The following is a 13,027-nucleotide window of genomic DNA, read 5'->3' on the forward strand; positions in this document are numbered from 1 at the left end:
CCAAGCCTTGGGTTCAGCCCGGGAAATTGGCCTTCAAGGCGGCAAGACCGTCGGCATAGATGCTGTGAAACAGCTCCACCGCCTCCTCTTCGCTGACGCCCGTCGGGGTGAAGATCCCCGCCCACTCGACGATCGAGGTGTGCGGATCGTTGCCTTCGCGGACCTGCATCGTGGCCAGGTAGTCGGCCACCGGGAACGGTTGCTCGATAAAGGAATAGCTGTAGCGCCGGGCACGATTGTCGAACGCTTCCAGGCGCTCAACGATCAGCACGCCGTCCGCCGTGTGCAAGCTGCGCACACGCCCGCCTTCGCTGAGGCTGCTTTGGCGAATGAACGGCAGCCAGTCAGGCAGGGAGTCGAACCCGCCCATCAGTTGCCAGACCTGCTCCGGTGGCGCACCGATTTCGAGGGTTACGGATGTTGCGGCCATGAATAATCTCCAGGGATAGGTGGGGTAGCCGATCCGATCCCGGCGCTGGAAGCACGGGTGCCAGCGACGTTATCGGACCGTTTGATGCATTTAAGGCCTTTCTCGCTTCAGACCAGCGGCAACGGCGCATTGCCCGCTACCAGCCCTTCGTCACGCAACACCTGCCAGAACGCCGGCGGAATCTGCTCGCGCAAGGCCGCCACATCTTCGGCGATCCGCTCTGGCCGGCTGGCGCCGGGAATCACCGCCGCCACGGCCGGGTTGGCCAGGGAAAACTGCAAGGCCGCCGCCTTGAGACTCACCCCGAAGCGTTGCGCGATGGTCTTTATCCGTTCAACTCTAGCCATAATTTGTGACGATGCCGGTTGATATTCGAAATGCGTGCCGCCGGCCAGTACACCGGAACTGTAAGGACCTCCGACGACGATATCGACTCGCTGGGCCAGCGCCTCGGGCATCAGGCGTTGCAGGGCCCGCTCATGGTCCAGCAGGGTGTAGCGCCCGGCCAGCAGGAAGCCGTCGGGCTGTGCTTCGTCCAGTTGCAGGGTCAGTTCGCACGGCTCGACCTTGTTCACCCCCAGCCCCCAGGCCTTGATCACGCCCTCCTCGCGCAGGCGGCTGAGTACCCGGAACGCGCCTTTGCGTGCCTGGTTGAAATACTCCAGCCATTCGTCACCGTAGAAGTCCTGGGCAATGTCGTGCACCCAGACGATGTCCAGTCGATCGGTCTTCAAGCGTTCGAGGCTGCCCTCGATGGAGCGCAGCGTGGCGTCGGCGGAGTAGTCGTTGACCATCTTGTTCGGACGGCCATGCTCGAAGACCCCGGCCTTCTCGCCCAGGTCGCGGGCGGTGACGTCTTCCACTTCATCCAGCACCAGCCGGCCGACCTTGGTGCTGAGCACGTATTGGTCCCGTGGGTGCTTGGCCAGGGCCTCGCCCAGGCGGATTTCCGAAAGCCCCGAGCCGTAGAACGGCGCCGTGTCGAAGTAACGCACGCCCTGGTCCCAGACCGCATCGACGGTGGCCATGGCCTCTTCCTCGGGAATGGCGCGGAACATGTTGCCCAACGGGGCGGTACCGAAACCCATGGTGCCCTGCAGTTTGTCTCTGATGCTCATCGTAATGATCCTTTGAATGAAAATGACGAGTGCACCTCACCCACAGGGGTGACGCGGGTCTCGCTGTCGGGATCAATACTAGGTTGCAGACTTTTGACCGTCCAAGACATAATTTGCACAACTTGAGTCCCGGAAGGTCTGACATGATTGATTTACGCCAACTGCGCTATTTCGTGGTGGTCGCCGAAGAAGAGCACGTCGGGCGTGCCGCCGAGCGCCTGCATATTTCCCAATCGCCCCTGAGCCGGCAGATCGCCCAGTTGGAGGAACGCCTGGGCCTGACCCTGTTCGAGCGCAGCCTGCAACGCATCCGCCTGACCGCCGACGGCCAGACCTTTCTCGCCGAGACCAGGGCCTTCCTGACCCATGCCAATCGGCTGGAGTCCCTTGGACGGCGGCTGGGCCGTGGCGAAGAAGGCGGCCTGTGCATCGGCTACATCGAGAACGCCATGCATTCGGGCGTGTTGCCCCAGGCCCTGCGCAGCTTGCGCGTCGATCGGCCGGATGTGCATATCGCGCTCTACAGCCTGAATTCGGCGCAGCAGCTGGAAGGCTTGCGCCAGCGCAGTCTCGATATCGCCCTGGTCAGCGAGCCTCCGGCGGCGGATGACCCTGACCTGAGTAGCGCCCGGGTGCTCAACGACCCCATGCTGCTGGCCCTGCCCGAACGCCATCCGTTGGCGCAATTGAGCGAGTTGAATCCAACGGACTTTCTGGAGCAGGAATGGATTTCCGTGCAGCACCCCCAGCGCACCGGCAAACAGGACGATTTCGTCCAGGCCTGTATCAAGGCCGGATTCAATCCCAATGTCCGCCTGCAAGCCAATGAACCGCTGACGGCGCTGGGACTGGTGGCGGCAGGACTGGGCTTGACCATGATCCAGCAAAGCCTGCGACATAACGCACCCCAGGGCGTGGTGCTGCGGGAACTACCCTGGATGATCTACACCACGCCCTTGTGGGCGGCCTGGCATCGGATCAACCTGCGACCCTTGGTGGCGACCTTCAGGGAAGTGCTGGTGCAGGACGCGCTCCGGATCGACCTGCCGGCGACGGGCTAGATATCCATGATCTTGGCGGCAAAGGCATTCCAACCGGCCGGCTCCTGGATCAATGCCTGATAGTTGTGCGAAAAGCCGCCCATCACACCACGTCGGGTCATGAGTTCGCGGACGATGGCGGTTGCCGGTCCGCTGCCACTGCCTTTCAACAGGCTCTGTTCCTGATAGGCGCGCCAGTGCAGCTCCATCGCAATGATCTTGCACAGCGCCGACTCCTGGGCCAGCACACCGGCATTTTTAGCCAGCAGACAGAGCTTGATCGGGACACTGACGGCCAAGGATACCCCGCCAGGAATGGCTGCCAGCCCGAACCCGACACCGCGGTTGAACAACTTGTGGCTTTTCATGAGTTTCAACAGTTCAAACCACTGGCTCAAGGTTTTACTTTGCCGACAGTTCCTGGCCATCTCGGCAAAACGATACAAGTGCACGATTGAAGCACCGGCGGAACTACCGTCGCGAATCAGCGCATAAGGGTTGACCGGCAAGGCCATGCTCCCGAGCGATGCCGCCGTCCCGGTAAAAGACTGCACGTAATTACGCACCTTGCGATGGCGCAACAAGTGTTTGGTCTTGGGCGAAGGCCGCCCGACACCGTTCACCGTGAAATAGGGATTATCCACCAGGGCCGAAGACGGTTGCCCCATTTTGTAAGAGCCCACCAGGGGCGCCACCGTGGCCCCCGCGCCATGGGGGACGAGCCCGGACAATGCGAGGGCAGTGTCCATGATCAAGCTATCCACCTTGAAACTGTATTGGGAAAGTTCTTTCAAGCTGGCGGCAAAGTTATCCTGTTCCACACCCATATCGGCCTACCTCTCGTGTTTGAAAATCCGGGGAGTTTTCAATTAAAATATCAGTCCCGAACGCCATTCAACGAGGTAAAAAAAGGCCAATGTATTACTTGAATTTGCCGTTTATTTAAAAACGGGGAAAACAATAAGAAAGGTCCTAGATATCCTGCACGCCGTTGTAAAAAGCCAACTATTTTCCGAGCAGTCTGAACAACATTTCCAGGCTTTGGCGAAGGGGCCCGGAGTTATCCAGCAAGCTCAGCGATGGATCGTCCGCCGCTAACAGCGAGTCAGTGAATTCGGCATTGCGCGCCAGCCGCGCCTCGATCTGCGGCAAGCTCTCCCGCCCTCGCGCCAGCAGCCGCTCACGCAAGACCGCCTGGTCGACGGTGAGCAGGATCACCTGCAAATCCGGATAACGCGCGCGGGCCTGGGGCAGATAGCCCCGTGAGCCGTTGACCAGCACATCCATGCCGGCGGCCAGCCAGTCGTCGATCAGGCGCGGGATGCCATAGCACAGGCCGTTGGCCTCCCAGCTCATGGCAAAGGCGCCCTGGTCCTGCATCGTCGCGAATTGCTCAGCACTGACCGACTGCGCCGCCTCGCCCAGCGCCTCGGCCGAGCGGGTGATGACCCGCCGGGCAATCCGGCAGCCACGCGCGACCAGGGGTTCGCGGGCGGCGTCGAGCAAACTGTCCTTGCCCGAGCCCGAAGGCCCGATGAGATAGATCAAGCGGCCAGCCATCCACAGTCCCTCATACGTTGTCGCGCGCACAGTACAACACTCGCGGCAATCATGGCACTGGCCACCAGCGTGTTCGAGGGCGGAAGGGGGACAAGGCAGGCGCGTCTATAACCGCTCGACAAGCCGCAACGCCCAGCCTGAGCCGGGCGGTTGCGCCTGCCTCAGGCCGGGTTGCGCGCCGCCAGCCGGGAGAAGCTCGCCAGGCAAGCCACGGCGGCAAAACCGGCACCGATATACAGCGCCAGGATCGGTCCGGAGTGGCTCGACAAACCGAAACTCAGGGCCACCAGCGCAGCCCCCGTGGACTGGCCGAGCAAGCGCGCGGTGGCGATCATCCCACTGGCGCCGCTGCTGCGCTCACGGGGGGCGCTGGTCATCAGTGCCTTCTGGTTCGGCGACTGGAAGAAGCCGAAGCCCAGGCCACAGATCACCATGCGCACGCCGATCTCCAGGGCGCTCGGGTCCGCTGGCAACATCGCCAGGGACAACATGCCCAGCGACAGCACACCCAGGCCAATGCCGCCGAGCAAGCCCGGCGGGTAACGATCCGACAGACGTCCGGCAAAAGGTGCAATCAGGGCCACCACCACCGACCAGGGCGTCATCAGATAACCGGTCTGCACCGGATCACGGCCCAATACCGTCTCGAAGAAAAACGGCAGCGAGACAAAGGCCAGGCCCTGGGTGGCGAAAGAGCAAATGGCGGTGAGGACCGACAGCGCAAACATCGGGCGCTTGAGCAGATCGATCGGAAACATCGGCGCCGGATGCCCGGCCTCGCGGCGCAGCATCAGGCTACCGGCGCAGACACAGACCAGCAGCGCCAGGCAGATCGGCAGCGTACCGGCAAACTGTGCGCCCTCCCCCAGTGCATAGATCAGCGAGCCAAAGGTCACGACACTCAGGCCGGCCGTGCGCCAGGCAAAGCGCTGGCCGTTGGGCGGTGTATGGGGCAACGAGGGAATGGCCATGGCCAGGGCGATCAGGCCAATCGGAATATTCACCCCGAACAGCCAGGGCCAGGTGGCCACGGACAGGATCAGCGAGGCCACGGTCGGCCCGGCGGCGAACGACATGCCCACCACCAGGGCATTGAGGCCCATGCCCTTGCCGAGCTTTTCCGGGGGGAACAGGCTGAAGATCAGCGCCGCGTTGACGCTCATGATCGCGCTCGCCCCCACGCCCTGGAGGACCCGGGCCAGGGTCAACTCGATCAGGGTGCTCGACATCGCACACAGAGCCGACGACACGGTGAACAACACCAGGCCGAACAGATAGATCTTGCGATGGCCGATCACGCCGCCGAATGAGGCAAAGGCCAGGATGGTCGCCACCGCCGACAGCTGGTAGGCGTTGATGATCCACACCGATGCGGCCGGGGTGGTGTGCAGGCTGGTGGCGATGGCCGGCAGCGCCGTGTTGGCGATAGCGGTGTCCAGCGAGGCCAGGGCAATGGAGATCAGGATCGCCAACATGCCACTGACCTGACGCGATAAACGCGGCCTGAAAATTCCCGATAACCCGCTGATCGCACACCCCCGAAACCCGCTGTACAGAGCGGATCATAGCTTTTTGCCAAATATCGATGACGGCGCTTGGCTGAACCGTGGCTGTACGCGGGTTCAGTCGGCGCCTGCGCCCATGGTGATCTCCTGCCCTCACTTGATAAACTAGCGCTTTCTTGGATCACTCCCAATAAAAGGTTGGCAATGGACGTTCTGGCAAGCATGAAGGTCTTCGTCAAGGTGGTCGATCACGGCAGCTTCAGCGCCGCGGCACAGTCCATCGGAGTTTCCTCGACCATGGTCGGCAACCATGTCCAGGGCCTGGAGAAGCACCTGGGCACACGCCTGCTCCACCGCACCACCCGCCGCCAGAGCCTGACCGAGATCGGCCAGGGCTATTACACCCAGTGCCTGGCGATCCTCGGGCAGATCGAGCAAGCCGAACTGATTGCCCGGGAACAGCGCGCCCATCCCCGGGGCAGATTGCGCGTCAGTGCTTCGCCGACCCTGGCCTCGGATCGGTTGATCCCGGCCATAGCCGACTACCTCAAGGCCTACCCGGAAGTGGACATCGAGTTGAAATTCAACGATCGGGTGGTGGATCTGGTGGAGGACGGTTTCGACCTGGTGTTTCGCTACGGCGAGCTGCCCAGCAGTGGGCTGGTGGGACGCCTGCTGAGCAAGAACCGACGCATCGCCTGTGCCTCGCCGGCGTACCTGAAGGCCCACGGTACGCCGCGGGTGCCGGCGGATCTGGTGCAGCATAACTGTCTGGTGTTTCTGCGGGCCACGCCGCAACGTGACTGGTTGTTCCACGGTGTGAGCAGCGAAAGCGTCCGGGTCCAGGGGCAATTCTCGGCCAACAACGGCACGGCGTTGATGAATGCCGCGCTGGAAGGCATCGGCATCGTCCTGCTGCCCCATACGCTGGTGGAAGACGCCCTGAAGGACGGGCGCCTGATCCATCTGCTGCCCGACCATGAGACCCTGGATCGGCCACTGCATCTGGTCTATCTGCCGGACAAGCAGATGACGCCGAAGTTGAGCAGCTTTATCGAGTTTATGGTCAGGCGGTTTGCCTAGGACTACCTCACAGCCGAGCCCGCTCGCCACATTGCTGAGCACACGTCACATGGAAACATTCAGTATTAATTCGCCGTACGCATCAATCCATTCTAAAAATGCACTTATCAAATCTATAGCGCTGCTCCAGTATCCCGGCCAATAAAAATCTGCACTGCGATGCAGGCCATAAAAATGCTGGAGACCTACACGATGCACGCCACAACACCGACCGCCAGTTCCGCCCGTGCCAAGGCGGGCGCGGTATTTCGCGTTACCTCGGGCAACTTCCTCGAACAGTTCGACTTCTTCCTGTTCGGCTTCTACGCCACCTATATCGCCGCCGCCTTCTTCCCCGCCAGCAGTGAGTTCGCCTCGCTGATGATGACCTTCGCCGTGTTCGGTGCCGGCTTCCTGATGCGCCCGCTCGGTGCGGTGATCCTCGGTGCCTATATCGATGACGTCGGTCGGCGCAAAGGCCTGATCGTCACCCTGTCGATCATGGCCAGCGGCACCATCCTGATCGTGCTCGTGCCCGGTTACGAAAGCATCGGCCTGCTGGCCCCGGCCCTGGTATTGATCGGTCGCCTGCTCCAGGGCTTCTCCGCCGGTGCCGAACTGGGCGGTGTCTCGGTCTATCTGTCGGAAATCGCCACGCCGGGTCGCAAGGGTTTCTTCACCGCCTGGCAGTCCTGCAGCCAGCAGGTTGCCGTGGTGATCGCCGCTGCCCTGGGTTATGCGTTGAACCAGTGGATGTCGGCCAGCGTGGTCGCCGACTGGGGCTGGCGCATTCCGTTCCTGGTCGGCTGCATGATCGTGCCGTTTATCTTCCTGCTGCGTCGCAACCTGGCGGAAACCGAGGAGTTCGCCAAGCGCAAGCACCGTCCGGGCATGCGCGAGGTGTTCAACACCCTGGCGCAGAACTGGGTGATTGTGGTCGCCGGGATGCTGATGGTCGCGCTGACCACCACCGCGTTCTACCTGATCACCGTGTATGCGCCGACCTTCGGCAAGACCGTACTGCACCTGAGCACCGCCGACAGCCTGTTGGTGACCCTGCTGGTGGGTGTTTCGAACTTCTGCTGGCTGCCCCTGGGCGGTACCCTCTCCGACCGTATCGGCCGTCGTCCGGTACTGCTGACCATGTCCGGCCTGACCCTGGCCACGGCCTATCCGGCGCTGTCGCTGCTGGTCCAGGCGCCGACGTTCACCAGCATGTTGCTGGTGCTGCTGTGGTTCTCGTTCCTCTACGGGATGTACAACGGCGCGATGGTCGCGGCCCTGACCGAGATCATGCCGGCGGAAGTCCGGGTAGCGGGTTTTTCCCTGGCTTACAGCCTGGCGACCGCAGTATTCGGCGGGTTCACCCCGGCGATCTCCACCGCCCTGATCCAGTACACCGGGGACAAGGCCGCGCCGGGCTACTGGATGAGCTTTGCCGCGCTCTGCGCCCTGTGCGCGACGCTGTTTCTCTACCGCAAGGCCAGGGTGCAGTTCCAGCCGGCGATGTAAGCCGGCTGTTTCAATCAAAAACAAGAGAGATCCGATGAAAGCAGTGTTTCTCAAGCTCGCCCTGATCGGCAGCCTGGTCCTGGGCAGCGTGGCCCAGGCCGAGGAAATCCGTGTGATGACCTCCGGCGGTTTCACCGCCGCCTACAAGCTCCTCGGCCCGAAATTCGCCGCCGACAGCGGCAACACCCTCGACACCATTCTCGGCCCGTCCATGGGCAAGGCCCCGGAAGCCATTCCCAACCGGCTGGAACGCGGTGAAAAGGCCGATGTAGTGATCATGGTCGGGTATGCCCTCGACGAGTTGATCAAGCAAGGCAAGGTCCTGCCCGGTTCACGGGTCGAGTTGGCCGATTCGCGGATCGGTCTGGTGGTACGCGCCGGCAGTACCCGGCCGGCCATCGGCACCGAAGCGGAACTGAAAGACACGCTACTCAAGGCCAAGTCCGTGGCCTACTCCGACAGTGCCAGCGGCGTGTATATCCAGGATCAGCTGTTCAAGCGCCTGGGCATCGAGACGCAGCTCAAGCCCAAGGCAACCATGGTGCCGAAGATCCCGGTGGCCTCGGTGGTAGCAACCGGGGAGTATCAACTGGGCTTCCAGCAGGTCAGCGAACTGCTGCCGGTGCCAGGGGTGACCTATGTCGGCAAGATCCCCGAATCGGTGCAGTCGGTGACGCGGTTTGCCGCCGGGATTCCGGTGGGGGCCGAGCATCCCGCACAGGCCAAGGCCTTGCTTGACTACCTCGCGGCTCCGGCCGCCCAGGCTACCGTGAAGGCCACCGGGCTGGATTCCGTTCCGCATTGACGAAACGGGCAAACCGACACCTACACCTGCGGCAGTTTCATCTCGACAATCAGCCGCTCCAGCTCCCGCGCCGCCGGGGTCAGTACCCGCCCCCGGCGCTTGAGCAGCCCGACCTTGCGCATCACCTCCGGTTCGATCAGCGGCACACTGGTGAGAATCGGATGCTCGTCGCCCACCGGCATCGCCATGGTCGGCACCGCCGCAATCCCCAATCCAGCCTCCACCAGGCCAATCATGGTGGTGACGTGCCGGGTTTCACACACCCCGGGCTTCTGCGCCTCGATCCCCACCAGCGCCTGGTCGAGCAGGAAGCGATTGCCCGAGGTCTTGTCGAGGCTGATGTAGTCCTGCTGGTACAGCTCGGTCCAGGTCACACTGGCCCGGCCGGCCAATGGATGATCGCGGCGACAGGCCACGACGTAGCGCTCCTCGACCAATAACTCGAATTCGATTTCCGCTTGCAGGTTGCCAGTGAAACTCAGGCCGAAATCCGCTTCGCCACTGAGCACCGCGGCGTGCACGTCATTGGCACTGGAGTCGAGCACCTTGACCTTGATCTTCGGGTATTGCCGGTGATAGTGAGCCACCACCTTGGGCATGAAGTAGTAGGCCGCCGACGGCACACACGCCACCGTGACATGCCCGAGCCGGGTCGAGGCCACGTCGGTGATACCCAGCAGTGCGAGGTCGAGATCGTCCAGCAAGCGCTCCACCGTCGGCGCGAACGCCCGGCCCACCTGGGTCAGGCTGACCCGCCGGGTGGTGCGTTCAAACAGCCGGACACCAAGGGCTTCCTCGAGTTTGTCGACACGTCGGCTCAACGCCGGCTGGGAAATATTGATGGCCTGGGCCGCCTTGCGAAAACTGCCCTGCTCGACCACGGCGCGGAAGGCCTGCAGGTCGTTCAAATCGAAGTTGATGGCCACCGGGCTTACTCGTCGGAAACTGATTGATCAGTTTAACGCATGAGTCTGCCGACTCGATGCATGAGCTGAGTTTGAATGCGCGTTATTCGTCGCAATCGAGCAGGAGCCGGCTTGCCGGCGATGGCGTCTTTAAGGACGCCAAAAGCTTCGCGGGCAAGCCTCGCTCCTACAGTTACGCAGCGTTTTCAAAGCATTTGACCGGTCACAACCGCCGCGACTTCTGATCAGAACTTGTAGGTCGTCGACAGACTGACCACGTCGCCGGAAGCTTCCACCTTGCCATCCAGGGTCGAGCCACCCAGGCGATCTACGTTCTGGGTATTGATCGGAGCGTCTTTCACAAACTGGTGCGAATAGGCCCCGTCGACGCTCAACCCCGGTATTTCCTTGACCTCATAACCAAAGCCCAGGGAAGTGAACCAGCGGTTGTTGTCCGGGATGCGCGGATCGCGGGTCGAATTGCGGGTCGGAGTCTCGTCGAATGCCACACCCGCGCGCAGGGTCAGACGATCAGTGAACCGATAGTCACCGCCCACCGAGTACATCATGGTGTCCTTGTAGTTATAAGGAATGGAGACGATGAGATTTCCATTGGATTTCAGCGTCAGGTCCTGGAAGGACGACCACTGGGTCCAGGTCGCACTGACGCCCAGGGTGAAACGGTCGTTGAAGACGTGTACCCAGTCCAGGCCGGCCGTGGCGGGGATATCCAGTTGGGTACTGGCGTTGGCACCGTCCGGATTGAGGCTGAGCCCGGGATAGGCCAGTCCAACCAGCGTCTGACCGTTGGGCCCCACCGGTAGGGTGGTGTACTGCCTACCGAGCGCATCGGCGTAGATATTGTATTTACCCTCCAGCTTGTTCTTGATCTTGGCGTGATAATTCAGTCCCAGAGAGTCACGATCAGTCGGCTTCCACTCTACCCCGGCAAACCAGCCGACCGAAGTGTTATCCACCTTGACACGCATCAGGTTCGAGCCGACGCCCGATGGGAACGGAATGCCCCCCAGGCCCGGGGACAAGGCCGCCGCGCCAGTCAGGTTGAGGTTCTGGCTGACGAACCCATTGGTGTGTTGCACGATAGCGCCGGCGCCCAACGAAAAGGCGTCGTTGACCTTGAACGACAGCGAGCCGGTGAGCCCCACGGTCTCGATCTTGGTATCCACGGCAAAGTCACGACCTTTCCAGTCTTCGTCCCAAGTACTGCGCATCCCCTGGGGAACCACCTGGCTCAGGCCAAAAGCAAAACGATCGTTGATCGGTACGACCAGGAACCCGGTTGGAACCCAGGCCGTAAAACCGCCTTGGCCACCATCGCCGGTCAGGGGCACCGGGTTGCCGGGAATGCCATTGGCATCCACGGGGGTTACCGAGGCAGGATTACCCTGATAGTCGGTGGCGGTCCCCGTGTACTTCAGTTTGATACGCGCATAGTCGACCGTGAACTGGCCAACACTCTGATCAATGAAAGCCATTGCCGCCGGGTTGTTGAAGGCAGCACTGGGGTCGTTCTTGAACAGTGAGCCGCCACCGAAGGCACGCCCCCAACCCGGTGCACCGTAGGTGGGTGTTGAAAAACCACCGGCCTGAACAGGCCCCGCCGTCACCAAACCACCCAGAACAGCCAGTGCGATAGCCACGTGCAATTGTTGTTTCTTATTATTCATTCCCCACTCCTTATTATTATCAACCGCAACAGGTCATTCCGGCTCACCAGCACTCAACAGACGCCTCCGAGGAGGCGCCGGTCTTATCAACGAGTGATCAGCACGTTGTTCTCAACCCAACCTCAAGGGTTGGTGATGACGAAGGTCGGGCTAGGTGCGACGTTGAGCGCGGTGATACTGCAACTGCCCACGGCCTGGGCGCTTGGAACGGTCAGAGCGCCGCCACCATAGTTGGTGTTGATCGTGGCGGTGCCGCAGTTTGAAATAACACTGAAGCTGACGCCGGCCACCGTTGCGGTGCTGGTGCTGGTCGGTGTCAGCGTCCAGGGCAGGTTCTGCATCACCGGCACACCGCACAGGGAGTTGGAACCGCTGACAGTGGCCGCGGTAATCGACGCCGAGGAACCGTCAGCGGCGGTTTTGCCGGTGAAGGTGATGTTGCAGGTCACAGGCAGGTTGAACGACGCCGGGGATTTCACCGTAATGGTGCCAGGTGCGCTGAAGGTGGTATTCACCGGAGTAATGGTTGCCGCGTTGACCATGGATGCCGCGCCTAAGCAGACAGCAATGGCAGTGAACGATACGAGAGTTTTGATGCCTTTCATTGTTGTTATTCCTCACATGTTATGGCGATTCATTTCGCCGGGGGTAATGGCCTTTAACGGACAACACGGAGTACCACGACAGCAACAGCGACCGAGCTTCCTTTTCCAGCCAAACTTTCAAATCCGTTACATCACTTTTCAACACCCGCCAAACGACGGGTTATTCCATTCAGGGCACAACCCGAAAGTTTGCCGGCATCTGGATAGAGACCGTCTTGATGGTGCAGCCGCCGTCCAGCGCCACATCGGCCGCCTGGAGTTTTCCGGTGCTGTTGTTCCAGGTGCCACTCGCCGTGGTCGGCCCGCAATCGCCGCCCACAAACGGGGCATGCACCGTGACCTGGATGCCGGACATCGAGCCGCTGCCCTCATCCTTGGCCACCAGCTTCCAGGGCAGGTGCGTGGCTTCGACCTGGCCACACTTCAGGCCACCGTCGAAACCGACTTTCTCGACACTGGCATAACTGCCGTCGGCGCTGATCCGGCCGCTGACTTCAATGGTGCAGTCGGCATTGATGATGCTCTTGGCAAAACTGATCGGTCCCTTGGCGCTGAACTCGCTATTGGCCGGTTCCATCCGCGCGGCGGCAAACGCCGGGGCCACGGCGGAAAACCCCAGCAGTACGACAAGTACCCGAACAGCTAATAGAACTGAGTGCATGGTTGACGTCCTTCCTGGTCTTTATTGTTGTTTTATGGGTCAACTTCATCTTTCGCCCGGGTGTCATCCGCCACTCTCGACGTGAGTCTTCCCGTCATGCCCACTTTGAAAAATGGGCATGTTATTCAATTGTTCT

13 protein-coding genes are annotated in these 13,027 nt (G+C 61.5%); 4 read left to right on the forward strand and 9 right to left on the reverse strand.

The window, feature by feature from the left end; all coding sequences use genetic code 11:
• Window positions 1-13: 13 nt before the first annotated feature.
• Together CWE01_RS25595 and CWE01_RS25600 are read right to left on the reverse strand one after the other, a co-directional pair.
• Window positions 14-430, reverse strand: coding sequence for an SRPBCC family protein (locus CWE01_RS25595; RefSeq protein ID WP_100943332.1), 417 nt, complete (start codon window positions 428-430; stop codon window positions 14-16).
• A 107-nt stretch (window positions 431-537) separates the two neighbouring features.
• The gene (locus CWE01_RS25600) at window positions 538-1,548 is read right to left on the reverse strand and encodes an aldo/keto reductase (protein ID WP_100943333.1); all 1,011 of its coding nucleotides are present in this window, start codon (window positions 1,546-1,548) and stop codon (window positions 538-540) included.
• A 143-nt stretch (window positions 1,549-1,691) separates the two neighbouring features.
• On the opposite strand from CWE01_RS25600, the gene CWE01_RS25605 reads away from it, so the two are divergent.
• Entirely contained in the window at window positions 1,692-2,609 is a 918-nt protein-coding gene (locus CWE01_RS25605) for a LysR substrate-binding domain-containing protein (RefSeq protein ID WP_100943334.1), read from the forward strand.
• On the opposite strand, the gene CWE01_RS25610 is transcribed toward CWE01_RS25605, so the two are convergent.
• The 3 genes from CWE01_RS25610 to CWE01_RS25620 all read right to left on the reverse strand — a co-directional run bounded on the left by CWE01_RS25610 (window position 2,606) and on the right by CWE01_RS25620 (window position 5,623).
• Window positions 2,606-3,337, reverse strand: a complete 732-nt coding sequence (locus tag CWE01_RS25610) for a hypothetical protein (RefSeq protein WP_157815276.1) — start codon at window positions 3,335-3,337, stop codon at window positions 2,606-2,608. The genes CWE01_RS25605 and CWE01_RS25610 overlap by 4 nt on opposite strands.
• Before the next feature lie 256 nt (window positions 3,338-3,593).
• Window positions 3,594-4,148: a phosphonate metabolism protein/1,5-bisphosphokinase (PRPP-forming) PhnN gene (gene phnN, locus CWE01_RS25615; RefSeq protein ID WP_100943336.1), complete on the reverse strand. Its 555-nt coding sequence runs from the start codon at window positions 4,146-4,148 to the stop codon at window positions 3,594-3,596.
• Window positions 4,149-4,309: 161 nt separating this feature from the next.
• Entirely contained in the window at window positions 4,310-5,623 is a 1,314-nt protein-coding gene (locus tag CWE01_RS25620; protein ID WP_100943337.1) for an MFS transporter, read from the reverse strand.
• Window positions 5,624-5,857: 234 nt separating this feature from the next.
• Between CWE01_RS25620 and CWE01_RS25625 the strand changes: the two genes are divergently transcribed.
• The 3 genes from CWE01_RS25625 to CWE01_RS25635 all read left to right on the forward strand — a co-directional run bounded on the left by CWE01_RS25625 (window position 5,858) and on the right by CWE01_RS25635 (window position 9,032).
• Window positions 5,858-6,736, forward strand: a complete 879-nt coding sequence (locus CWE01_RS25625) for a LysR family transcriptional regulator (protein WP_100943338.1) — start codon at window positions 5,858-5,860, stop codon at window positions 6,734-6,736.
• A gap of 192 nt (window positions 6,737-6,928) precedes the next feature.
• Window positions 6,929-8,227 carry an MFS transporter gene (locus tag CWE01_RS25630; protein WP_100943479.1) on the forward strand — a complete coding sequence of 433 codons (1,299 nt, stop codon included), beginning with the start codon at window positions 6,929-6,931 and terminating at the stop codon, window positions 8,225-8,227.
• Window positions 8,228-8,261: 34 nt separating this feature from the next.
• Entirely contained in the window at window positions 8,262-9,032 is a 771-nt protein-coding gene (locus tag CWE01_RS25635) for a substrate-binding domain-containing protein (RefSeq protein WP_100943339.1), read from the forward strand.
• A 20-nt stretch (window positions 9,033-9,052) separates the two neighbouring features.
• Here CWE01_RS25635 and CWE01_RS25640 read toward each other — a convergent pair whose 3' ends face one another.
• The 4 genes from CWE01_RS25640 to praA form a co-directional block, all read right to left on the reverse strand.
• A complete protein-coding gene (locus tag CWE01_RS25640) occupies window positions 9,053-9,958 on the reverse strand; it encodes a LysR family transcriptional regulator (protein ID WP_100943340.1) in 906 nt (301 codons plus the stop codon).
• Between the two features lie 224 nt (window positions 9,959-10,182).
• The gene (locus CWE01_RS25645) at window positions 10,183-11,625 is read right to left on the reverse strand and encodes an outer membrane protein transport protein (RefSeq protein WP_100943341.1); all 1,443 of its coding nucleotides are present in this window, start codon (window positions 11,623-11,625) and stop codon (window positions 10,183-10,185) included.
• A 122-nt stretch (window positions 11,626-11,747) separates the two neighbouring features.
• The gene (gene praB / locus CWE01_RS25650) at window positions 11,748-12,230 is read right to left on the reverse strand and encodes an alkane oxidation protein activator PraB (RefSeq protein WP_100943342.1); all 483 of its coding nucleotides are present in this window, start codon (window positions 12,228-12,230) and stop codon (window positions 11,748-11,750) included.
• 169 nt (window positions 12,231-12,399) lie between these two features.
• The gene (praA, locus tag CWE01_RS25655; RefSeq protein ID WP_100943343.1) at window positions 12,400-12,891 is read right to left on the reverse strand and encodes an alkane oxidation protein activator PraA; all 492 of its coding nucleotides are present in this window, start codon (window positions 12,889-12,891) and stop codon (window positions 12,400-12,402) included.
• Window positions 12,892-13,027 lie beyond the last annotated feature (136 nt).

The organism is Pseudomonas sp. QS1027, from assembly GCF_002814235.1.
GTDB lineage: Bacteria > Pseudomonadota > Gammaproteobacteria > Pseudomonadales > Pseudomonadaceae > Aquipseudomonas.